At 70.0% G+C, this 21619-nt stretch carries 19 protein-coding genes; 11 read left to right on the forward strand and 8 right to left on the reverse strand.

The genetic code is table 11. The features are described 5' to 3' along the window. Nucleotides 1–140: 140 nt before the first annotated feature. Together AWC16_RS08525 and AWC16_RS08530 are read right to left on the reverse strand one after the other, a co-directional pair. Nucleotides 141–1376: an Rv3212 family protein gene (locus AWC16_RS08525; protein WP_085264324.1), complete on the reverse strand. Its 1236-nt coding sequence runs from the start codon at nucleotides 1374–1376 to the stop codon at nucleotides 141–143. A gap of 14 nt (nucleotides 1377–1390) precedes the next feature. Beyond that, nucleotides 1391–2908: a DEAD/DEAH box helicase gene (locus AWC16_RS08530; RefSeq protein ID WP_085264325.1), complete on the reverse strand. Its 1518-nt coding sequence runs from the start codon at nucleotides 2906–2908 to the stop codon at nucleotides 1391–1393. Nucleotides 2909–3160: 252 nt separating this feature from the next. Between AWC16_RS08530 and AWC16_RS08535 the strand changes: the two genes are divergently transcribed. After that, nucleotides 3161–3856: a ferritin-like fold-containing protein gene (locus AWC16_RS08535; RefSeq protein ID WP_085264544.1), complete on the forward strand. Its 696-nt coding sequence runs from the start codon at nucleotides 3161–3163 to the stop codon at nucleotides 3854–3856. A 120-nt stretch (nucleotides 3857–3976) separates the two neighbouring features. Further along, complete coding sequence (locus AWC16_RS08540; protein ID WP_085264326.1) at nucleotides 3977–4228, forward strand: DUF3107 domain-containing protein; 252 nt, start codon at nucleotides 3977–3979, stop codon at nucleotides 4226–4228. On the opposite strand, the gene AWC16_RS08545 is transcribed toward AWC16_RS08540, so the two are convergent. Beyond that, complete coding sequence (locus tag AWC16_RS08545; protein WP_085264327.1) at nucleotides 4218–4904, reverse strand: HTH-type transcriptional activator FasR; 687 nt, start codon at nucleotides 4902–4904, stop codon at nucleotides 4218–4220. The two genes, AWC16_RS08540 and AWC16_RS08545, sit on opposite strands and share 11 nt — an antisense overlap. Nucleotides 4905–5118: 214 nt before the next feature. On the opposite strand from AWC16_RS08545, the gene AWC16_RS08550 reads away from it, so the two are divergent. Genes AWC16_RS08550 through AWC16_RS08560 form a run of 3 tightly spaced genes read left to right on the forward strand, consistent with a single transcriptional unit; the run spans nucleotide 5119 to nucleotide 8266 of the window. Further along, the gene (locus tag AWC16_RS08550) at nucleotides 5119–6153 is read left to right on the forward strand and encodes a DUF3152 domain-containing protein (protein WP_085264328.1); all 1035 of its coding nucleotides are present in this window, start codon (nucleotides 5119–5121) and stop codon (nucleotides 6151–6153) included. Nucleotides 6154–6186: 33 nt separating this feature from the next. Next, nucleotides 6187–7365, forward strand: coding sequence for an adenylyltransferase/sulfurtransferase MoeZ (gene moeZ / locus AWC16_RS08555; RefSeq protein ID WP_085264329.1), 1179 nt, complete (start codon nucleotides 6187–6189; stop codon nucleotides 7363–7365). A gap of 46 nt (nucleotides 7366–7411) precedes the next feature. After that, complete coding sequence (locus AWC16_RS08560; RefSeq protein WP_085264330.1) at nucleotides 7412–8266, forward strand: TIGR02569 family protein; 855 nt, start codon at nucleotides 7412–7414, stop codon at nucleotides 8264–8266. A 26-nt stretch (nucleotides 8267–8292) separates the two neighbouring features. Here the strand turns inward: AWC16_RS08560 and AWC16_RS08565 are convergent, their stop codons facing one another. After that, nucleotides 8293–8613 (reverse strand): MGMT family protein, encoded by a 321-nt coding sequence (locus AWC16_RS08565; protein WP_085264331.1) that lies wholly within the window; start codon nucleotides 8611–8613, stop codon nucleotides 8293–8295. Beyond that, nucleotides 8614–9399: an alpha/beta fold hydrolase gene (locus AWC16_RS08570; protein WP_109561335.1), complete on the reverse strand. Its 786-nt coding sequence runs from the start codon at nucleotides 9397–9399 to the stop codon at nucleotides 8614–8616. It lies immediately after the preceding gene. A 57-nt stretch (nucleotides 9400–9456) separates the two neighbouring features. On the opposite strand from AWC16_RS08570, the gene AWC16_RS08575 reads away from it, so the two are divergent. From AWC16_RS08575 to nudC, 4 genes are read left to right on the forward strand one after another with little or no spacing between them, the layout of a single operon-like run. Next, entirely contained in the window at nucleotides 9457–12582 is a 3126-nt protein-coding gene (locus AWC16_RS08575; protein ID WP_085264333.1) for an ATP-dependent helicase, read from the forward strand. Continuing rightward, nucleotides 12579–15836, forward strand: a complete 3258-nt coding sequence (locus AWC16_RS08580; protein ID WP_234812178.1) for an ATP-dependent helicase — start codon at nucleotides 12579–12581, stop codon at nucleotides 15834–15836. Before AWC16_RS08575 ends, AWC16_RS08580 begins: the two co-directional genes overlap by 4 nt. A 55-nt stretch (nucleotides 15837–15891) precedes the next feature. Next, nucleotides 15892–16968: a potassium channel family protein gene (locus tag AWC16_RS08585; protein WP_085264335.1), complete on the forward strand. Its 1077-nt coding sequence runs from the start codon at nucleotides 15892–15894 to the stop codon at nucleotides 16966–16968. A gap of 52 nt (nucleotides 16969–17020) precedes the next feature. Beyond that, nucleotides 17021–17944, forward strand: coding sequence for an NAD(+) diphosphatase (nudC, locus tag AWC16_RS08590; RefSeq protein WP_085264336.1), 924 nt, complete (start codon nucleotides 17021–17023; stop codon nucleotides 17942–17944). Nucleotides 17945–17954: 10 nt separating this feature from the next. Here the strand turns inward: nudC and AWC16_RS08595 are convergent, their stop codons facing one another. Further along, entirely contained in the window at nucleotides 17955–18203 is a 249-nt protein-coding gene (locus tag AWC16_RS08595; protein ID WP_085264337.1) for a mycoredoxin, read from the reverse strand. A gap of 63 nt (nucleotides 18204–18266) precedes the next feature. Between AWC16_RS08595 and AWC16_RS08600 the strand changes: the two genes are divergently transcribed. After that, nucleotides 18267–20378: an ATP-dependent DNA helicase UvrD2 gene (locus AWC16_RS08600; RefSeq protein ID WP_085264545.1), complete on the forward strand. Its 2112-nt coding sequence runs from the start codon at nucleotides 18267–18269 to the stop codon at nucleotides 20376–20378. A 40-nt stretch (nucleotides 20379–20418) separates the two neighbouring features. Here AWC16_RS08600 and AWC16_RS08605 read toward each other — a convergent pair whose 3' ends face one another. Together AWC16_RS08605 and AWC16_RS25775 are read right to left on the reverse strand one after the other, a co-directional pair. After that, nucleotides 20419–20859 (reverse strand): type II toxin-antitoxin system VapC family toxin, encoded by a 441-nt coding sequence (locus AWC16_RS08605; protein ID WP_085264338.1) that lies wholly within the window; start codon nucleotides 20857–20859, stop codon nucleotides 20419–20421. Next, on the reverse strand, nucleotides 20856–21170 hold the full coding sequence (locus AWC16_RS25775; RefSeq protein ID WP_409370672.1) for a CopG family ribbon-helix-helix protein: 315 nt from the start codon (nucleotides 21168–21170) through the stop codon (nucleotides 20856–20858). Before AWC16_RS25775 ends, AWC16_RS08605 begins: the two co-directional genes overlap by 4 nt. A gap of 201 nt (nucleotides 21171–21371) precedes the next feature. Between AWC16_RS25775 and AWC16_RS08615 the strand changes: the two genes are divergently transcribed. Beyond that, nucleotides 21372–21617 carry a WhiB family transcriptional regulator gene (locus AWC16_RS08615; RefSeq protein ID WP_085264340.1) on the forward strand — a complete coding sequence of 82 codons (246 nt, stop codon included), beginning with the start codon at nucleotides 21372–21374 and terminating at the stop codon, nucleotides 21615–21617. The last annotated feature ends 2 nt before the right edge of the window (nucleotides 21618–21619 follow it).

The following is a 21619-nucleotide window of genomic DNA, read 5'->3' on the forward strand; positions in this document are numbered from 1 at the left end:
TGCATGTTTTGAGCCAGACTCCAGATGGGAAAGAACCCAACCACCGCAACAGCGGCAACACCGACAATGACACTGAGTGCGTGTTTGTACGCGACGCGCCGGGGCCGACTGTACATCTGTGCACGTTCGCGGGCGGGAGGTCAGCCCAGCGCGACCACGGTGTCGCCGCGCTGCTCCAGCACCGTCGGGCCCGACACCGCCGGAAACACCGACGACACCCCGGGCGGGCGGCCGACCGGGATGACGCGTTCGGGTGCACCGGTGCTCTGGTCGTACACCCCGACCCCTCCGGTCACCGGGATCAACAGCCGATCGCCCATCCGCGCCGCCGGTCCCAATGGAACGGTCGCACCCGAGGCTGCAACGGTGTAGCGGTAGGTCAGGGTTCCGGAGTCGAACACCATCACGGCATCGCCGGTCCACCAGCAGATCAGCCCGGTGGGCCGCGAAACCGGCAGGACGGCGCTGCCGGGGGTGGGCGCAGCCGGCAACAGCGTCTTGGCGATCGTGGAGCCGGTCTGGTCGACCACTTCGATCCGGGGCTGCGGGGTGGGCAGGTAGACCGCGGTGTTGGTGCCGGAGTCGGAATCGGTCACCGCGAGCACCCGGGCTCCGGAGTCGGCAGCCACTCCGGGTTCCGGGACATGCTGGGTCTCCGGCTCGTCTTCGTCCTTGCCCGCACGCAGCAGGGTCAACTGGAGGTCGGCCTGCCCCTCGCAGGATTCGAGTACCGAGACCGCCGACGAGGCCGCTGCGGCCGACACCAGGGTGCAGCCCTGGCCGCGGCCGCGAGCCGACGGCTTGACCCGGGCATCGATCTCCCCGTAGGACAGCACCCGGACCAGGTCCGAACGCCACAGTTCCAGTCGGCTGGTTCCGGCGGACAGCACCGCGTTGCCCTCGGAGGTGACGGTCACCGCCCGGTCGGCGTAGCTGGTTCGGGCCGGCCCGCGGGTGCCTGTCGCGGCGACGATGCTGCTGACCTGGCCGCAGCCCCGGGAGTCGGGATAGACGGCAACGGCGTAACGGTAGACCCAGGAGATTCCACACAGATCGACTCCGCGGGCATAGCTCCAGCGTTCTTCCCCGGTGGCCGGATCGCGCCCACTCATCTGAGGCCCGTCGCCGGTGATGACGGTGCCGGAGACGATCACCGGCGCCCATGTGACCGGGCTTGCCGCCGTCCACAGCTGGGACAGGGCCGCCGGCACCATTGCGGCCGACGGGGGATTGGTCGCCGAATCTGATGCCGGCCGAAGCTCGGTGGCGCGCGCGTCGCTGGTCCACCAGATGGCCACCCCGACGACGGCGATCACGACTGCGATCACCGCCGCCGCGACCAGATCACCGGTGGTGCGGCGTTCGGGTCGCACCATTGCGGAGCGCGGGCTCAGCTGCCGTTCGCGGCGGCGGCCGCGGTCTTGTTCGGGCGCCGGCGCCGGCGGCGGCGCGGTGCGCTCTGGCCGTCGGCGTCAGAAGACCCGGTGCTGCCGGTTGTCCTGGCTTCGGTGGCCTGCGGTGAACCGTTGGTCGCCTCGCCGCCGCCTCGGGTGCGCCGCCGTGACCTGTTGGGGTTGCGGGGCGCCCGCTGGCGGTCGGCTGAGGTTTCGCGGTGCTCGCGGTCTCCGCCCTCGGGCCGCTTGGCCGGTGACCGGCGGGCTTTGCCGATGGTGCCGCCGGCGTCGGTGGGGATGTTCAGCTCGGTGAAGAGGTGCGGCGAGCTGGAGTAGGTCTCCGCCGGGTCCGGGCAGCACAGGTTGAGGGCCTTGTCGATCATCGTCCAGCGGGCCAGCTCGTCCCAGTCGACCAGGGTGACCGCCACGCCGGTGCGCCCGGCCCGGCCGGTGCGGCCGATGCGGTGCACGTAGGTCTTCTCGTCGTCGGGGCACTGGTAGTTGATGACGTGCGTGACATCGTCGATGTCGATGCCGCGGGCGGCCACGTCGGTGGCCACCAGCACGTCGATGTCACCGGACCGGAATGACTTCAGCGCCTTCTCCCGGGCTATCTGGCCCAGGTCGCCGTGCACCGCACCCACCTTGAAGCCGCGCTCGCCGAGGTCGTCGGCGACCTTCTGCGCGGTCCGCTTGGTGCGGGTGAAGATCATCGTGGCGCCGCGCCCGCGGGCCTGCAGCACCCGGGCGACCAGCTCCGCCTTGTCCAGCGCATGTGCCCGGTAGACGAACTGCTCGGTGGCGTCATGCACCGCCGAGGAGTGCGGTGCCTCGGCTCGAATGTGGGTGGGCTGGTTCATGAAGCTGCGGGCCAGCGTGATGATCGGGCCCGGCATGGTCGCCGAGAACAGCATCGACTGCCGGTCGTCGGGAATACGGGCCAGGATGCGCTCGATGTCGGGCAAAAAGCCCAGGTCGAGCATTTCATCGGCCTCGTCGAGCACCAGCACGGTCAGCCCGCCCAGCTGCAGGTGGCCCTGCTGGGCCAGGTCGAGCAGCCGGCCCGGGGTGCCCACCACCACGTCGGCGCCGGCCTGCAGCCCCTCGATCTGTGGCTCGTAGGGACGTCCGCCGTAGATGGCCTGAACCGACAGCGGGCGATCCCCGGCGGTCAGATATTTCGCCGCGTCGGCAAGGTCGCCGGAGACCTGAATGCACAGCTCCCGGGTGGGCACCACGACCAACGCCCGGGGGGCGCCGGTCAGCGGTCGATCGGGGTTGGTGGTGACCCGCTGCAGCAGCGGGACGCCGAAGCCGTAGGTCTTGCCCATACCGGTGCGGGCCTGGCCGATCAGGTCGTCGCCGGCCAGTGCCAGCGGCAGCGTCAGTTCCTGGATCGCGAAAGCGTGCTCGATGCCGTCCTCGGCGAGTGCGCGGACGATCTCGTCGCGCACGCCCAGTTCGGCGAAGCTCGGAGGGGTGGTGGGAACGGTGGTGGAGATAAGCGGGGTCATGCGCGGGCAGGTGCCTTTCGGAGTCGGCGCGGTATGTCAGTCGATCGCGGTGCGGGTCGGGGCGCACACACTTGGACGGTCGATACCTTGCCGATCATCAACAGCACCGTCGGGGCCCTGCACTCGCCGAGTAGGCGGGCCAACCGCATGTACGCACATTGCGCGGCAGCGCCGAACAGGCACTGCCTGGTCTCATACTACCTGGTCGGGCCGGGCATCGGTCCACAGCCGCGCAACGCCTACAGTGTGGTGATGAATTCGGTTCCCCCGGCTGACCCGGTGGCGCAGGCTTCCCAGCCGCGGCTGTCCGCCGATCATCCCGGTGTCAACGAGCTTTTCGCGGTGCTGGCCTACGGCGAGGTGGCCGCGTTCTACCGGCTCACCGACGAAGCCCGGATGGCCCCCGATCTGCGTGGCCGGATCTCGATGGCGGCGATGGCCGCCGCGGAGATGGGCCACTTCGAGTTGCTGCGTGAGGCCCTTGAGCGCCGCGGTGTCGACGTGGTGGCGGCGATGTCGAAATACGCTACCGCCCTGGACAATTACCACCGGCTGACCATGCCCAGCACCTGGCTGGAGGCACTGGTCAAGACCTACATCGGTGACGCGATGGCCGCCGACTTCTACCTGGAGATCGCCCACGGACTGCCCGACGAGGTGGCCGACGTGGTGCGCGCGGTGCTCGCCGAGACCAAGCACTCCCAGTTCGTCGTCGACGAGGTGCGCGGCGCCGTCACGGCCAGCGCCAAACAGCGCAGCCGGCTGGCGCTGTGGTCGCGCCGGCTGCTCGGCGAGGCCATCACCCAGGCCCAGTACGTGTTGGCCGACCACGACGAGCTCGTCGATCTGGTGGTCTCCGGCGCGGCCGGGTTGGCGCACCTGGCCGGGTTCTTCGACCGGGTCCAGCAGACCCATGACGAGCGCATGCGCGAGCTGGGGCTGGCTTAGGGCCGACAAGCAGCAGCCCGCCCAGACGTTATCGCCGAGGGCGAACGGCCGGTGCGCACCCACGTGGTGTCCGTCCACTAGCCTGCTTAGCAACGCCCACCGCAAACGAAAGGGGCCGGCGTGGAGGTCAAGATCGGGGTCACCGACAGCGCGCGCGAACTGGTCATCAACAGTGCGCAGACGCCCGATGAAGTCGAGAAGCTGGTCACCGCCGCGTTGGGCAAGGGCGCCGACGCCGGATTGCTGTCCCTCACCGACGAGAAGGGCCGGCGCTACCTGGTGCAGACCGCCAAGATCGCCTACGTGGAGATCGGTGTCGCCGACAGCCGGCGAGTCGGGTTCGGGATCGGAGCCGACGCCGCTACCGGTTAAGCGGCACGTGTGACAGGCCGCCCCAGGCGAAGGCCACCGTCCCGTCGACGGCGTCTTCCTTGGAGATCGGGCGGTCGCTGTCCAGCCAGTACCTCGCACAGTCGACGCTGATCGCAACCAGCCCCACCGCGACCATCCGGGCGCGGTGCGGGTCCAGGCCGGAGTCGTGGCTGACCAGGTCGAAGATCGCGTCGATGCATGATTCGGTCGCCACCCGCACCTGAACGGCGACCTGCGGCTCGGCGACGTTGTCGTTCTCGAAGATCAGCCGATACCCCTGGCCGTCGTGCTCGATGAAGTCGAAGAACGCCTGCACCGCCGACCGCAGCCGCTGGCGGTTGTCGGTGGTGGTGCGCAGGGCCTGACGGACACCGGAGACCAGGTTCTCCACGTGCCGGGCCAGCACCGCCAGGTACAGCTCCAGCTTCGACGCGAAGTGCTGGTACAGGATGGGTTTGCTGACCCCGGCTCGGTCGGCGATCTCATCCATGCCGGCGGCGTGGTAGCCGCGGTCGACGAACACCTCACTGGCCGCGATCAGCAGCTGGCCGCGGCGCTCGTCGCGGGGCAGCCGGCTGCCCCGACGACCGCCGGTGGCCGACGCCTTGGCGCCCCCCGAGCTGCGGCCCGTCGACTTGGCGCCGTCCCGCTCGGCCGTGTCGATCGGTTTGCTCATCGACTCCTCAATCCAGTTCGGCCGGCCGCCGGGATTGAGTACTCGACGGTCGGTGCGTGAGAGCGAGACTACGCGCTGCGCCCTTGACACCCACCAGCGACATCCGCCAATTCGGCGGAGACGGGTTTTCAGACACCTCCGCAGCACCTCTCCTCGGCGCGTCGCTGGCGCGCCGAAGAGTCCCAGCTCGCAGACCTTGTGTCATTCTGGGACGGTGACCTACGACCCGGGGCGAAGTGGCGGTGGTCGAGCCCCGGTGCTGCGGGATCGCTTCCGTGAACCGCTGCGCGCCCAGCGTGACCCGCTCGCGGCCGGTGCCGGGCGACTGCGGTCCGACCGTGACATCCACCGCCAGTGGCGCAAGCAGAGCTGGCTGGGCAGGTTCGTGTCCACCTACGGCTGGCGCGCTTACGCCCTGCCGGTGTTGATGGCGCTCACCGTCGTGGTGGTGTATCAGACCGTGACCGGCACCGGGGTGCGCACCCGGGCCGCCGACGACGCGGTCCAGGGTCCGCCGACGATCGGATCGGCCGGCACCTCGATCATCGGCGCGCCACCGCGCGGTCTCACCGAATTCGACGTCAACCTGCCGACCGGGGTGCTGCCCGACGGCGGCCCGTTCACCGAGGCCGGTGACATGACCTGGCACGTCATCCCGGGCAAGGAACCGCAGTTCGGCCAGGGGACCGAGAAGGTGTTCGCCTACACCATCGAGGTGGAAAACGGCATCGACACCACCGCGTTCGGCGGCGACGAGGCGTTCGCCCGGATGGTCGACCAGACCCTGCGCAACCCCAAGGGATGGACGCACACGCCGCAGATCGGATTCGTGCGGGTGGACGGTACAGATCCGATCACTCCTGATTTTCGTATCTCACTGACCTCTCCCATGTCGGTCCGGGAGGGCTGTGGCTACGAGATCCCGTTGGAGGCGTCCTGCTACAACCCGTCCTACGGGGCGACGTCGGAACCGCGGGTGTTCATCAACGAGGCCCGCTGGGTACGCGGCGCCGTGCCCTTCCAGGGAGACATCGGGTCCTACCGGCAGTACCTGATCAACCACGAGGTCGGTCACGCCATCGGGTATCAGCACCACGAACCGTGCGAGAAGCAGGACGGCCTGGCGCCGGTGATGATGCAGCAGACGTTCGGCACCTCCAACGACGACGCGGCGAAGTTCGACCCGGACTGGGTCAAAGCCGACGGCAAGACGTGCCGGTTCAATCCGTGGCCTTCCCCGATCGCCTGAGCCGACTTCCTGAGCTTGCGGGAAGATGGTCGGGTGTCGATATCACTGCCGCCGCTGGTGGAGCCGGCCGGCGAGCTGACCAGGGATGAAGTCGAGCGCTACAGCCGGCACCTGATCATCCCGGATGTGGGCGTGCAGGGGCAGCGGCGGCTCAAGAACGCCCGGGTGCTGGTGATCGGCGCCGGGGGATTGGGCGCGCCCACGCTGCTGTATCTGGCCGCCGCCGGTGTCGGCACCATCGGGATCGTCGACTTCGACATCGTCGAGGAGTCCAACTTGCAGCGTCAGGTCATTCACGGGGTCTCCGATATCGGCCGCTCGAAAGCCGAAAGCGCGCGCGACTCGATCGCCGAGATCAACCCGCTGGTGCGGGTCCAGCTGCATCAGGTCCGGTTGGAGCCGTCGAACGCCGTCGAGCTGTTCGAGTCCTACGACCTGATCCTGGACGGCACCGACAACTTCGCCACCCGCTACCTGGTCAACGACGCCGCGGTGCTGGCGCACAAGCCGTACGTGTGGGGTTCGATCTTCCGCTTCGAGGGCCAGGTCTCGGTGTTCTGGGAGGACGCGCCCAACGGCCGCGGCCTGAACTATCGCGACCTGTACCCCGAGCCCCCGCCGCCGGGCACGGCCCCTTCGTGCGCCGAGGGCGGCGTGCTGGGAGTGCTGTGCGCGTCGATCGGGTCGGTGATGGGCACCGAAGCGATCAAACTGATCACCGGTATCGGGGAACCGCTGCTGGGCCGTCTGTTGCTCTACGACGCCCTGGAGATGAGCTACCGCACCATTGCGATCCGCAAGGATCCGTCCACACCGGCGATCACCGAGTTGATCGACTACGAGTCGTTCTGCGGCGTGATCTCTGACGAAGCGGGCGAGGCGGTTTCCGGGTCCACCATCACCCCGGCCCAGCTGCGTGAGCTGCTGGACTCCGGGACGGAGCTGGCACTGATCGACGTGCGCGAACCGGCGGAATGGGCGATCAACCGGATCGAGGGCGCGCAGCTGGTCCCACAGTCGGCGATCAACGCCGGCGACGGCCTGGCGAGCCTGCCGCGGGACCGGATGTCGGTGCTCTACTGCAAGACCGGCATCCGCTCCGCCGAGGTGCTGGCCACCCTGAAGAAGGCCGGGTTCGCCAATGCGGTCCATCTGCAGGGTGGAATCGTGGCGTGGGCCAAGCAGATGCAGCCCGACATGGTCATGTACTGAAGCGTGCCTGCCGCGACCCGCTGCGATCACCGCTTAGGCTTGTCGCGTGACCCTCGAGCCGCCGCCTGAACATGTGTTGGCGACGTTCGGGCTCCGCAATGTCACACCCGCACCGCTGGGTGCCGGCTGGGAAGACGGCTGGAAGTGCGGGGAAGTGGTGCTGTCGATGGTCGCCGACCATGCCAGGGCCGCGTGGTCGGCGAAGGTGCGCGAGACGTTGTTCGCCGACGGCATCCGGCTGGCCCGGCCGGTGCGATCCACGGACGGACGCTATGTGGTCTCGGGCTGGCGGGCCGACACCTTTGTCGGCGGGAGCCCCGAGCCCCGCCACGACGAGGTGGTGTCGGCCGCCGTTCGGCTGCACGAAGCCACCTCCAAGCTGGAGCGGCCCCGCTTCCTCACCCAGGCGCCGGTGGCGCCGTGGGCTGACGTCGACGTGTTCATCGCCGCGGATCGGGCCGCGTGGGAGGAACGGCCGTTCGCCTCGCTGCAGGCCGGCGCCCGGTTGGCCCCGGGCTCGGTGGACGGTCAGCGCTCGATCGACCTGATCAACCAGCTCGCCACCTTGCGCAAGCCCACCAAGAGCCCGAGCCAGCTTGTGCATGGCGACCTGTACGGGACGGTGCTGTTCTCCGGTGCCGCGGCGCCCGGCATCACCGACATCACGCCTTACTGGCGGCCGGCCTCGTGGGCCGCCGGGGTGGTGGTGGTGGATGCCCTGTCGTGGGGGGACGCCGATGACGGGTTGATCGAACGCTGGGAGACGCTGCCCGAGTGGCCGCAGATGTTGTTGCGCGCGTTGATGTTCCGGCTTGCGGTGCACGCACTGCACCCGCGGTCGACAGCGGAGGCTTTCCCCGGGCTGGCGCGCACCGCGGCTCTGGTGCGGCTGGCGCTTTAGCCGTCTTCCCCGCGTCGAGTGTCGGGTTAATACACGTTTCCGATAAGAATGCGTGCATCAACCCGACACTCGGCGAGGTCCACCTTGCCGTCGTCTGACAACACCCCTTCGGCGCGTAGCCGTTCCAACTGCTCGGTGCGCAGGTGCGCCGCCGGCCGCCCGGATGCGCGGATCACCCGATGCCAAGGCAGATCAGCGGAGTCGGTGCGCATGATCCAGCCCACAATGCGGGGGTTGGAAAGCCCTGCCGCGGAAGAGATATCGCCGTAGGTGGCGACCCGGCCGGCGGGAATCGCGGCAACCAGCGCGCGCACCGCCTCCACCTGGGCTTCGGTGACAGGAGCCATCTACATCACCGGTAGCCGTTCAGCGATCAGTTCGGCCACCTCGGCCGGGCGGGCCTGGTCGACCATGTGATCGCAATCCAGGTCCACCAGTCGGAAATTCGTGCCGAGCCGGTCCTGCAGCCCGGCGATCAGGTCTTCGCTGACGTAGGGCGGCGAGGTGCGACTCGCCCGCACCAGAGTGGTCGCGGTACCCGGCGCCGGCAACACCATGTCCCGGGCCAGCTCGCTCCAGTACGACATCATCGCGGGCACACTGATCCGCCAGCCGAAACGCCCGGTCGGCAGTGCGACCAGATGCTCGTCGAGTTCGACGTCGAGAAGCGCCGGGTCCACGTCGGACCACGAACCGTGCTCCTTCTCGGCGCGAGCCTCCGCGGCATCGGGGTAGTCGGGGGAGGTCAGCATCGCGTCGGCGATCCGTGCCATCCAGGCGCCGTCCAAGCCGATCGCCGGGTCCAGCAACACCAGCGCGGACACCAGGTCGGGACGTGCCGCGGCCAGGTGCAGCGCTATCGCTCCGCCGAACGACTGCCCGACGACCGGGACGGGTCCACCGGCCTGCTTCTCGACCAGGGTGGCCAGCGCCGCTACGTTGGCATCGATGGTCCACGGGGCCGCCCACGACGAGCGCCCGTGCCCGACCAGGTCCGGTGCGGCGATGCCGATTTCGGGGAGATGCCCGGCTACATGTCGCCAGCGCGCGCCGTGGCCGGTCAGCCCGTGTATCGCCAGCAGCCCCACCGGGCCATCCGGGCCGTAGCGGTGCACGTGCAGTCGAGGATTCACCCGTCGATGGTGCCAGTCGCGGCCGTGATTGTCAGAGGGCAGTGCTGTCATAGCGTCATGACGCAGCACTGGGGATCGAGCGCCGCGGACGTCGCCGTGGCGCTCGATCCGCGTGCGCGTGGCGTGCTGCAGGTGCGCGGTGGGCCGGGGACCGGCAAGACCAGCCTGCTGGTTGAGGTGGCCCTAGCCCATGTGGCCGGCGGTGTTGACCCGGAATCGGTGCTGCTGCTCACCCCCGGCCGGATCGGCACCGCTGCGCGCGCCGCGACAACGGCAGCGCTACTGCGGGCTCGCCCCCCCGGCCGGCCGGTGATCCGCGAATCCCTGGTCCGCTCCGTGCACAGCTACGCCTTCGCGGTGCTCCAACGCGCCGCGCGGCGCGCCGAGGCCGCACCACCCCGGCTGGTCACCGGGGCCGAGCAGGACAGTGTCATCCGCGACCTGCTGGCCGGCGACGGAGCCGGAGCCTGGCCGCCGTCGTTGCACGCAGCGCTGGCCACCGACGGCTTCGCCACCGAACTACGCGACCTGATGGCGCGCTGCGCCGAACGCGGCGTCGACCCGGCCCAGCTGGTCAAGCTGGGCAAGCGGTGCCGCCGCCCGGAGTGGACGGCCGCGGGCAGGTTCGCCCAGCAATACGAGCAGGTGATGCTGCTGCGTGCCGCGGTCGGCACCGCGGCCCCCCAGGCGACCACCCCGGCGCTGGGCGCGGCGGAATTGGTCGGGGCAGCCCTGGAAGCGTTCGCAACCGATGCGGATCTGCTGGTCGAAGCACGCAGCCGGATCCGGTTGCTGCTGGTCGACGACGCACAGCAACTCGACCCGCAGGCGGCTCGGTTGGTGCGGGTGCTCGCCGCCGGGGTGTTGCGAACGGTGATCGCCGGCGACCCGGACCAGGCGGTGTTCGGGTTCCGCGGCGCCGAGCCCACCGCCTTGCTAGCCGACGGCGTGCAGGCGGGCGGGGGCGTCACCCCGGTTGTGACGTTGAGGACGTCGTACCGGTGCGCCCCTGCGGTGGCCCGTGCTGTCAGCGCGGTCGCCGGACGCCTGCCCGGGTTCGGCGCCACCCGACACCTCGAGGGCAGCGGGTCCGACCCCGGATCGGTGACCGTGCGTACCGTCGCCTCCGGCCACGCCGAGGCCGCTTTGATCGCGGACACGCTGCGCCGTGCCCACCTGATCGACGGCGTGCCGTGGTCGCAGATGGCGGTGATCGTCCGTTCGGTGCTGCGGGCGGCGGCCCGGCTACCCCGAACCCTGGCCGCCGCCGGCATCCCGGTCACGCTGCCGGCCGCCGGCGGGCTGCTGACCGAACAGCCCGCGGTGGCCGCCCTGCTGACGGTGCTCGAATGCACCGCTGACGTAACAGATGGCCGCCGGGCGTTGACGCTGCTCAGCGGACCCATAGGGCGGATGGATCCGATCTCGCTGCGGCAGTTGCAGCGCTCGCTGCGCCGCACCGCGGCCGGACCGGAAACCCCGGGCGATCGCCTGGCGGCGGTGCTGTCCGGTGAACCCGGCCCGCTCCCGGGCGCCCACGCCCGCGCGCTGCGCAGGGTGCGGGCGGTGCTGCAGGCGGCGGATCGCAGCCACGCCGGTGGCCGCGATCCGCACTACACGCTGTGGCAGGCCTGGAATCGGTCGGGGCTGCAACAACGCTGGCTGTCGGCCGCCGAGCGCGGCGGCCCAGCCGGTGCCCAAGCCGGCCGGGACTTGGATGCGGTGACCGCGCTGTTCGACCTCGCCGAGCAGTACGTCACGCGCACCGCCGGTGCCACCCTGACGGGGCTCGTCGAGTACGTCACCGCCATGCAACTCGTCGCGCCCCGCGTCGAGTCCGCGGCGGGCGCCGAAGCGGTCGGTGTGCTCAGCGCGCACGCGGCGCTCGGACGCGAGTGGGATCTGGTGGTGATCGCCGGCGTCCAGGAAGGACTGTGGCCCAACACCGTTCCGCGCGGTGGCGTACTGGGAACCCAGCGGCTTCTGGACACCCTGCACGGCCTCGGCGAGGATGTCTCGGCCCGGGCGCCGTTGCTCGCCGAAGAGCGACGACTGCTGGTCGCGGCGATGGGCCGGGCGCGGCACCGGCTGGTGATCACCGCGGTCGACGGCGAAGGTGGCGGCGGCGCCGAAGAGCAGATCCCCTCGGAGTTCCTCACCGAACTGGCGGCCTGCGCCACCGGCGACGGCCAACGGGCGCCGGTGGTCCCGGTCGTGGCACCGCCGGTGCTGTCGGCGGCTGGCGTGGTGGGCCGACTGCGCGCCGTGGTCTGCGCGCCCGACGGAGCGGTGACCGATGCCGAACGGTCTGATGCGGCAACACAATTGGCCCGCCTGGCCCGGGCCGGGGTACCAGGTGCCGATCCGCAGGACTGGCATGGCACGGCACCGCTGAGCACCACCGAACGGCTGTGGGACCCTGACGGCGGGCAGGTCGTGACGCTGTCACCCTCGGCGTTGCAGAGCCTGCTGGACTGCCCGCTGCGCTGGATGGCCGAACGCCACGGCGGCACCGACGGCCGGGATCTGCGTTCGACGATCGGATCGGTGATACACGCCCTGGTGGCCGAAGCGGCAGACCGTCCGCAGGAGTTGCTGGCCGAGTTGGACCGGGCGTGGCAGGAACTGCCCTTCGCCGCGCAGTGGTACTCGGCCAACGAACACGACCGGCATCGCACCATGATCGAGACGTTTCTGGAGTGGAGAGCACAGACCCGGGGGCAGCTCACTGAGGTCGGCACCGAGGTCGCGTTCGACGGCGTGATCGACGCCGGCGACGGAGTGCGGGTGCGCGGCCGGATCGACCGGGTGGAACGTGACGCCGCCGGGCGCCTGGTGGTCGTGGACGTCAAGACTGCCAAGACCCCGGCCGCCAAGGATGACGCGCAACAGCACGCACAGCTGGCCGTGTACCAGCTGGCGGTGGAGGCCGGGCTCATCGGTTCCGGCGAACAGCCTGGTGGCGCCCGGCTCGTCTATCCGGCCAAACCCGGGGCGGGCGGCGCCACCGAGCGCGAACAGGACCCGCTCACACCCGAAGCCGGCCGGCAATGGCGGGAGCGGATCGCGCAGGCGGCTGAGGCCACCGCGGGGCCGGAGTTCACCGCTCGGGTCAACGACGGCTGCCGGCACTGCCCGGTCCGGCCGATCTGCCCGGCCCACACCGGCGGGAGCGGCGCGTGAGCACCACCCGCTACGACCCCGCCGAGTTAGCGGCCGCGCTCGGGCTGCACCAGCCCACCGAGGAACAGGCCGCGGTCATCGCCGCCCCGCCGGGACCCCTGGTGGTGATCGCCGGCGCGGGCGCCGGCAAGACCGAGACCATGGCCGCCCGGGTGGTGTGGCTGGTCGCCAACGGCTACGCCGAACCCGGCCAGGTGCTGGGGTTGACGTTCACCCGCAAGGCCGCCGGGCAACTGCTTCGCCGGGTCCGCTCCCGGCTGGCGCGGTTGGCCGGAGCCGGCCTGACGACCCCTGAACCCTGGGCCGCCGATGCCGTCCCGACTGCGCCCACCGTCAGCACCTACCACGCCTTCGCCGGCGCGCTGCTGCGCGAACACGGGCTGCTGCTCGGCATCGAACCCGACACCCGGTTGCTCACCGAGACCGGCCTGTGGCAGTTGGCGTTCGACGTCGTCAACAGCTACCCCGGGGAGCTGCGCACCCACCGGGACCCCGCCGCGGTCACCGCCACGGTGCTGCGCCTGGCCGGACAACTGGCTGAACACCTGGTGGACACCGGCGCACTGCGCCACACCCACCTGGAGCTGGAGCGGCTGGTCCACACCCTGCCGCCCGGCCCACGCCAACGCGCCGACCCCAACCAGTCGCTGCTCAAGATGCTGGACACCCAGACCGAACGTGCCGAACTGGTGCCACTGATCGAGGCCCTGCACCAGCGGATGCGGGCTGAGCAGGTGATGGACTTCGGTGCACAGATGGCCGCCGCCGCCCGGCTGGCGCAGGCAGATGAGGCTGTCGGAGCCCGGCTGCGCGCCAGTTACCGGGTGGTGCTGCTCGACGAGTACCAGGACACCGGACACGCCCAGCGGATCGCCTTGTCTTCGCTGTTCGGCGGCGGCGTGGATGACGGCCTGGCGTTGACGGCGGTGGGCGACCCGATCCAGTCGATCTACGGCTGGCGCGGCGCCTCGGCGACCAACCTGCCCCGATTCGCCACCGACTTCCCGCTCTCCGACGGCAGCCCGGCCCCCACCCTGGAGTTGCGGACCAGCTGGCGCAACCCGCCGGAGGTGCTGCACGTGGCCAACGAGGTCTCCGCGGAGGCGCGGCAGCGCTCCGTCACCGTGCAGTCGCTGCGGCCTCGCCCGGATGCACCCGCGGGCAGCGTGCGGCTGGCGCTGCTCCCCGATGTGTCCGCCGAAAACGACTGGATCGCTGAGGAATTGCAGCGGTGCTACCGGCAGGCCGAGGCCGACGGCGCCGCCCCGCCCACCGCCGCGGTGCTGGTGCGGCGCAACGCCGACGCGGCGCCGCTCGCCGAGGCGATCCGGGCCCGGGGCCTCCCGGTGGAGGTGGTGGGACTGGCCGGGCTGCTGTCGGTGCCCGAGGTCGCCGATCTGGTGGCGATGTTGCGGCTGATCCAGGAGCCGAGCGCCGCCGCCGCGGCGATGCGAGTGCTGACCGGGCCGCGGTGGCGGCTCGGCGTCGCCGACCTGGCCGCACTGTGGCGACGTGCCACCGAGCTGGCCCGGCCCGAACGGCCGTCCGGGCCGGCCTCGGCCGCGGAGATCGCCGCAGCGGCCGGACCCGATTCCGACACCGCGTGTCTGGCCGATGCCCTCGCCGATCCCGGCCCGGCGGAGCGCTATTCGGCCATCGGGCACCGGCGGATCGTCGCGCTGGCCGAGGAGCTGACCCTGCTGCGCGGTCACCTGTGGCATCCGCTGCCCGACCTGGTCGCCGAGGTGCGCCGAGTGCTCGGACTGGACTGTGAGGTGCGGGCCGCGCAGCCGGTGGCGGTGGAGGCGGCCGGCACTGAGCAGCTTGACGCCTTCGCCGACGTGGTGGCCGGTTATACAGAAGAGATCGCCGGCCCCGCGTCCCTGCCAGGACTATTGGCCTATCTGGATGCGGCCGCGGTGGTGGAGAACGGGCTGGCTCCGGCTGCGCCGGTGGTCGCGGCCGACCGAGTCCAGATCCTCACGGTGCACGCCGCGAAGGGACTGGAGTGGCAGGTGGTGGCGGTACCGCGCCTGGTGGCCCGAGTGTTTCCGTCGGCGGCATCGCGACGCAGCTGGCTGTCCGACACTGCCGAACTGCCGCCGCTGCTGCGCGGCGACCGCACTCAATTCGGTGACTATGGCGTACCGCTGCTCGACACCGACGCCGTCACCAACCGAAAGCAACTGTCCGACAACATCTCCCACCACCTTAGTCGGCTGGACCAGCGTCGGGTCGACGAAGAGCGCCGACTGCTCTACGTCGCGGTCACCCGGGCCGAAGACACCCTGCTGGTCTCCGGTCACCACTGGGGAGTCGATGAGACCAAGCCGCGCGGTCCGTCAGATTTCCTGGCCGAACTCAAGGCGGTGATCGACCGCTCGGTCGCCGCCGGGACCCCCTGCGGGGTGGTCGCGCACTGGGCCGACGCGCCGGCCGACGGCGAACAGAATCCGCTGTCGGGCAACGTAAGCGAAGGAATGTGGCCGGCCGATCCGCTGACCGGAAGGCGCACAGATGTCGAACGCGGCGCGGCGCTGGTCGCGGCGGCGCTCGGGGCCGGCGAACCGCCGGAGGGCACGCCCGCCGGTCCGTGGACCGCCGACGTCGAAGCGCTGCTGGCCGAGCGGGCCGCGGCGGCCGCGCAGCCGGTCCGTACCCTGCCCAACCAGCTGTCGGTGAGCAGCTTGGTCGAACTGAGCCGTGATCCCGCCGGTGCCGCGCAGCGGCTGACTCGCCGGCTCCCGGCCCGCCCGGACCCGCATGCGTTGCTGGGCACCGCGTTTCACGACTGGGTGCAGCGGCTCTACGGGGCCGAGCGGCTGTTCGAGCTCGATGACCTGCCCGGCGCGGCCGACGCCGACGCCGCCCGGGCAGACGCCCAGGAGCTGGCAGGACTGCAGGCAGCGTTCCTGGATTCGCCGTGGGCCGCCCGCTCACCCGTCGCCGTGGAGGTGCCCTTCGAGATGACCGTTGGGCAGACCGTGGTGCGGGGCCGCATCGATGCCGTGTTCGCCGAGCCGGACGGCGGCGTCACCGTGGTGGACTGGAAAACTGGCGCGGCCCCCGACGGCGCCGAGGCACGCCGCCACGCCGCCGTCCAGCTCGGCGTCTACCGCCTGGCCTGGGCTGCACTGACCGACTGTCCTGAATCGCAGGTGCGGGCCGCCTTCCACTATGTGCGCACCGGAACCACCGTCGTGGCCGATGAGCTGCCCGATTCGACCGAGCTCGCCGCACTGCTCAACTGCTGACCAGGTGTGTGGTTACAGTGGGTCCGTGCGTCAGGCTGACCGATGATTGCCCGTCGTGGCGAGCGCTAGGTGGCGGCGGCTGCGCGGCCTGGATGAATCTCTGACCGCCCAGCCCAGCCATTCGCTTGTCAGCGTACTGAGCATCCCCCAGGGCACGGCGGGACCCGGCCGCACGGTCTATCGCCGCACCATCATCGCGTTGGCGGCCCTGGTGGCCTCCAGCTTGATCGTCTACGTCGACCGAGACGGCTACGTGGACGTTCAGGGCGAAAGGTTGACCTTCCTGGACTGCCTTTATTACTCGGCGGTGACACTGTCGACGACGGGCTACGGCGACATCACGCCCATCACCGAGTTCGCCCGTTTGATGAACGTCCTGGTCATCACGCCGCTGCGGATCGCGTTCTTGATCCTCTTGGTCGGAACGACTGTTGAGGCGTTCACCGAGACCTCCCGGCAGGCCTTCCGTATTCAGCGTTGGAGGAAACAAGTGAAAGACCACACCATCGTCATCGGGTACGGCACCAAGGGCAAGACCGCGATCGCCGCGATGGTCGGCGACCAAGAGACCACCCCGAGTGACATCGTCGTGGTGGACAACGACCGTGCGGTCCTCGATCGGGCGAAAGGCGCCGGGCTGGTGACGGTGGACGGCGATGCGACCAGGTCGGATGTCTTGCGGTTGGCCAGTGCTCAGCGGGCGTCGGCGATCGTGGTGGCCACCGGCTCCGATGCCACCGCGGCGCTGGTAACGCTGACCGCACGTGAAATCGCCCCGCAGGCCACCATCGTGGCGTCCATTCGGGAGGCGGAGAACCAGCATCTGCTGCGACAGTCCGGTGCCAATTCGGTCGTGGTGTCCTCGGAGACGGCCGGGCGGCTGCTAGGCCTCGCCACCACTACGCCCAACGTGGTGGAGATCATCGAAGACCTGCTCACGCCGGATGCCGGGTTTGCCATCGCCGAGCGGGAGGTCGAGGCACGCGAGGTTGGCGGGTCGGCCAGGCACATGGCAGACATTGTGCTTGGTGTGGTCCGCGCTGGGCAGCTGTTCCGGGTGGACGCACCGGAAGTGGATGTGATCGAGGCCGGCGATCGGCTGCTCTACGTGCGCACGGTGAGAGGCCAGTGACGACCGCAAGCGCGGCAAAGCCGGGCGCGGCGGGTCGGCACGGGGAGGCATAATGGGCAACTTCCAGCTACGCGAGGTGCCTCTGCTGTCGCGAGTGGGGGCAGACCGCGCCGACCAGTTGCGCACCGACACCGACGCGGCGATCGCCGGCTGGTCGACCGCCGCGCTGCTGCGGGTCAATCCTCGCAATCAAGTACTGGTCGCCGCCGGCCGGGTGGTGCTGCACGACGCCGGCGAACTGCGCGACACTCCACCGCCAGATGCGGTGTTTCTGGGCCGTATCGACGACGGCCGGCACGTCTGGGCGATCCGTGGCGCGCTGCAGGCGCCGCCGGGGACCGACGCCTCCCTGTTGGACTTGCGGGCCACCGGCGATGTCTTCGACGACGTCAGTGCTCAGCTAGTGTCCTCGGCGATAGCACTGTTGAATTGGCATGAGAACTCCAGTTTTTCGGCCGTCGACGGCACACCAACCAAGCCGGTGCGCGGCGGGTGGGCGCGGGCCAACCCGCTCACCGGCGCCGAGGAGTTCCCCAGGATCGACCCGGCGGTGATCTGTCTGGTCCACGACGGCGCCGACCGCGTGGTCCTGGCCAGGCAGCACAACTGGCCGGTCCGGATGTTCTCGTTACTGGCCGGGTTCGTCGAGGCGGGCGAGTCGTTCGAGACCTGCGTGGTCCGGGAGATCCACGAAGAGGTCGGGCTGCAGGTGCGCGATGTGACCTACCTGGGCAGCCAGCCCTGGCCTTTCCCACGGTCGCTGATGGTCGGCTTCCACGCTGTCGCCGACCGGGGGCAGGAGTTCGTCTTCAGCGACGGCGAGATCACCGAGGCCGCGTGGTTCACCCGCGACGAGGTGCGGGCCGCGATGGCCGCCGGGGCCTGGAACAACGGCGCCACGGAGTCGAAACTGCTGCTGCCCGGGTCGATCTCGATCGCCCGGACCATCATAGAGTCCTGGGCTGAAACGGACTGACGAGCCGGATCTACCCGCCCAGCCGCTCCAGCTTCGCCTTGACCTCACGCCCGGTCGGGTTGGTCAGCGTGGAGCCGTCGGCGAAGCGCAGCGTGGGCACCGTGCGGTTGCCGCCGTTGGCTGAGCTGACGAACTCCGCCGCCGTCGGATCCATCTCGATATCGATCTCCTCGTAGTCGATCCCGAGCTTCGCCAACGAGGCTTTGAGCTGTCGGCAGTAGCCGCACCAGCGGGTGGTGTACATGACGAGCGGGTTCATAACTTCTCAAACGTAGTCGGTCATCCGATGATGCCCGAATCCGCGTCTGAGGTCCCTGCCAAGATGGACGCCATGGATGCGCTCATCGCCGGTCTGGACGAAGAGCAGCGCGCTGCCGTGCTGGCGCCGCGCGGGCCGGTCTGCGTACTCGCCGGTGCCGGGACCGGCAAGACCCGCACCATCACCCACCGGATCGCGCAACTGGTCGCCGGCGGTCATGTCGCGCCCGGCCAAGTGCTCGCGGTGACGTTCACCCAGCGCGCTGCCGGCGAGATGAGGTCCCGGCTGCGTGCGCTGGGCTCGGCCGCGGGAGCCGAGCGCGGGCTTGGGAACGGAGTGGGCACAGTTCAGGCCTTGACGTTCCATGCCGCCGCCCGGCGACAGCTGCGCTACTTCTGGCCGAGGGTGGTCGGCGACACCGGCTGGGAACTGCTGGACCGCAAGTTCGGGGTGGTGGCCCGCGCCGCCGGGCATGCCGGGCTGCGGCTCTCCAACGACGACGTCCGCGACGTCGCCGGCGAGATCGAGTGGGCCAAGGCCTCGCTGATCGGACCGGAGCAGTATCCGGGCGCGGTGGCCGCGGCAGGCCGGGACACCCCGATCGACGCAGCCAAGCTGGCCGACGTCTATGCCGGCTATGAGGCGCTGAAAGCGCGCGGCGAAGTGGCGATGCTCGATTTCGACGACCTGCTGCTGCACACCGCCGCCGCCATCGAGAACGACCCGGCGGTGGCCGCCGAATTCCGGGACCGCTATCGCTGCTTCGTCGTCGACGAATACCAGGACGTCACCCCGCTGCAGCAGCGGGTGCTGTCGGCCTGGCTGGGGGAGCGCGACGACCTGACCGTGGTCGGCGACGCCAACCAGACCATCTACTCGTTCACCGGGGCCTCCCCGCGCTACCTGCTCGACTTCACCCGCCGATTCCCCGACGCCACCCTGGTACGCCTGGAGCGCGACTACCGATCCACCCCGGAGGTGGTGTCGCTGGCCAACCGGGTGATCGCCGCGGCCCGTGGGCGGGTGGCGGGCAGCAAGCTGAATCTGATCGGTCAACGCAACCACGGCCCGGCGCCGACCTTCCGCGAGTATCCCGATGAGGTGGCCGAGGCCGGCGCGGTGGCCAAATCCATCGCCCGGTTGATTCAGGACGGCATCGCGCCGGCTGAGATCGCGGTGCTGTACCGGATCAACGCGCAGTCGGAGGTCTACGAGGAGGCGCTCACCGAGGCCGGCATCGCCTATCAGGTTCGCGGGGGAGAGGGGTTCTTCACTCGCCAGGAGATCCGCCAGGCGCTGGTCGCCTTGCAGCGGGCCGCCGAGCGCGGAGCCGACGGGCCACTACCCGAGATAGTCCGCGGCGTGCTGGAACCACTGGGGCTGACGGCCGAACCGCCGAGCGGCGCCAAGGCGCGGGAGCGCTGGGAGGCACTCGGTGCGCTGGCCGAACTGGTCGACGACGAAGTGGCGCAGCGCCCCGACCTGGACCTGCCCGCGCTGGTGGCCGAGCTTCGGATGCGCGCCGACTCCCGGCACCCGCCGACGGTGCAGGGTGTGACGCTGGCGTCGCTGCACGCCGCCAAGGGGCTGGAGTGGGACGCGGTGTTCCTGGTGGGGCTCGCCGACGGCACCCTGCCCATCTCGCACGCCCTGGCGCACGGCGCGGAGAGCGAGGCCGTCGAAGAGGAACGCCGGCTGCTCTACGTCGGTGTCACCCGGGCCCGGATACACCTGGCGCTGAGCTGGGCCCTGGCCCGCGCGCCGGGCGGGCGGGCCAGCCGCAAGCCGTCACGGTTCCTCAACGGTATCGATGGCGCGGTGCCGCAGTCCGATGCGCGGACCCCCGGGAAGCGCCGGGGCCGAAGCGCCCCGAAACACTGCCGGATCTGCAACAAGGCGCTGGCCACCCCGGCGGCCATCATGCTCAGTCGATGCGAGACGTGCGCGGCCGACGTCGACACCGAGTTGCTGGTCGCGCTCAAGGATTGGCGGCTGCGCACCGCCACGGAGCTGAAAGTGCCCGCCTACATCGTCTTTTCGGACAACACCCTCACCGCGATCGCCGAGATGCTGCCCGGCGACGAGGCCGCGCTGGTCGCCATCCCGGGTATTGGCGCGCGCAAGCTGGAGCAGTTCGGCTCCGACGTGCTCGAGCTGGTCCGCAACCGCGGCTGAACAGGCAGTTCGACACGGTACCTATGGGCCCAGACGGTACCTATGGGCCCAGATCGTCAGGCAGTACCCGGAACGCTGGGTACCGGCGCAGGGGTCGGAGTAGGCGAAAGTCGCGGCGGTCGAGGGTCAAGACGGCATCGGTGTCGTACTCGGCGGCGAGCACCACACACATCGCGTCGACGAGGTCAAGATTCACGTCGGAGTAGGCCGTCCGGACGTCCAATGCGGCGCGTAACTGGGTGGAGCCGGCTGCGCCCATGACGACACGTCCCGCGTCGGCTCGGTCGGCGAGGAGTCCCAGTATTGCGTCGGCGACCTGACGGCTGGCGCGAACGCTCGCCACATGATGCACTTCGGTCAGTGCAAGCGGACTCACCACGAGTGCGCTCGCGGCATCCGCGGCGCGTCGTACCGAGAAGTGCACCGGATCCGATCGGTTGAAAAGTGCGAGTATCCCGGAGCTATCGGCGATAACAATCATGCGTGCCGGTGCATGGCCTTGCGGATTTCGTCTCTAGCGATTGGGCCGCCCAGGTCGAAGGTGTCTGCGTCGCTGAGCAACGGCTCTTCCCACCGACGATGCCTCAGGAGGTAAGCCTGAACGGCATCCCGGGTGATCTCGTGTTTGGATCGCCCCTCCGCCTCGGCCTGTGAATCGAGGGCGGCCTCTTCGTCAGGTGGGAGTCGCATCGTCCAAGCCATGGATGGATGATACCTCAAGTGATACCAGTCGATCCCTGGCGATAATTCGGTTGTGTATCCGGGCCACCAGCCGTTAACCTCCCAGATCATGATCACCCCCGTCGCCTTCGCTGTACGCGCAGCCGCTGCTGCGCGTGCCGCCGGCGCGCATGCCGCCGCCGCGGCCGTTGCGTCCGTGCATCGGGGTTTTGCCTAACGAATCAGCACAACTACCCGATGGCCACGGACCCGCGAGGGATCGTGGCCATTTTTGTTTTCCGACTGAACTGATCCGAGAGCAGGTGAAATCCGATGAAGAACCGGCTGCAGTTGCCGTGTAACAGCGATCCCGACCTGTGGTTCGCCGACGAGCCGGCCGACCTGGAGCGGGCCAAGGCGCTGTGCGGCCACTGCCCGATCCGCCGGCAGTGCCTGGCGCTGGCCTTGCAGCGCGCCGAACCGTGGGGCGTGTGGGGCGGCGAGATCCTCGACCGCGGCACCGTCATCGGCCGCAAACGGCCCCGCGGTCGGCCGCGCAAGGAGCCGGTGGCCGCGTGAGC

The sequence above is a fragment of the Mycolicibacter longobardus genome, from assembly GCF_002102265.1.
GTDB classification, from domain to species: Bacteria; Actinomycetota; Actinomycetes; order Mycobacteriales; family Mycobacteriaceae; genus Mycobacterium; species Mycobacterium longobardum.

Coding starts and splice junctions, on each gene's coding strand:
- AWC16_RS08525 (WP_085264324.1), bottom strand. CDS start 1,376: ATGGTGCGACCCGAACGCCGCACCACCGGTGATCTGGTCGCGGCGGCG.
- AWC16_RS08530 (WP_085264325.1), bottom strand. CDS start 2,908: ATGACCCCGCTTATCTCCACCACCGTTCCCACCACCCCTCCGAGCTTC.
- AWC16_RS08535 (WP_085264544.1), top strand. CDS start 3,161: ATGAATTCGGTTCCCCCGGCTGACCCGGTGGCGCAGGCTTCCCAGCCG.
- AWC16_RS08545 (WP_085264327.1), bottom strand. CDS start 4,904: ATGAGCAAACCGATCGACACGGCCGAGCGGGACGGCGCCAAGTCGACG.
- AWC16_RS08565 (WP_085264331.1), bottom strand. CDS start 8,613: ATGGCTCCTGTCACCGAAGCCCAGGTGGAGGCGGTGCGCGCGCTGGTT.
- AWC16_RS08575 (WP_085264333.1), top strand. CDS start 9,457: ATGACGCAGCACTGGGGATCGAGCGCCGCGGACGTCGCCGTGGCGCTC.
- nudC (WP_085264336.1), top strand. CDS start 17,021: ATGGGCAACTTCCAGCTACGCGAGGTGCCTCTGCTGTCGCGAGTGGGG.
- AWC16_RS08595 (WP_085264337.1), bottom strand. CDS start 18,203: ATGAACCCGCTCGTCATGTACACCACCCGCTGGTGCGGCTACTGCCGA.
- AWC16_RS08600 (WP_085264545.1), top strand. CDS start 18,267: ATGGACGCCATGGATGCGCTCATCGCCGGTCTGGACGAAGAGCAGCGC.
- AWC16_RS08605 (WP_085264338.1), bottom strand. CDS start 20,859: ATGATTGTTATCGCCGATAGCTCCGGGATACTCGCACTTTTCAACCGA.
- AWC16_RS25775 (WP_409370672.1), bottom strand. CDS start 21,170: ATGATCTGGGAGGTTAACGGCTGGTGGCCCGGATACACAACCGAATTA.
- AWC16_RS08615 (WP_085264340.1), top strand. CDS start 21,372: ATGAAGAACCGGCTGCAGTTGCCGTGTAACAGCGATCCCGACCTGTGG.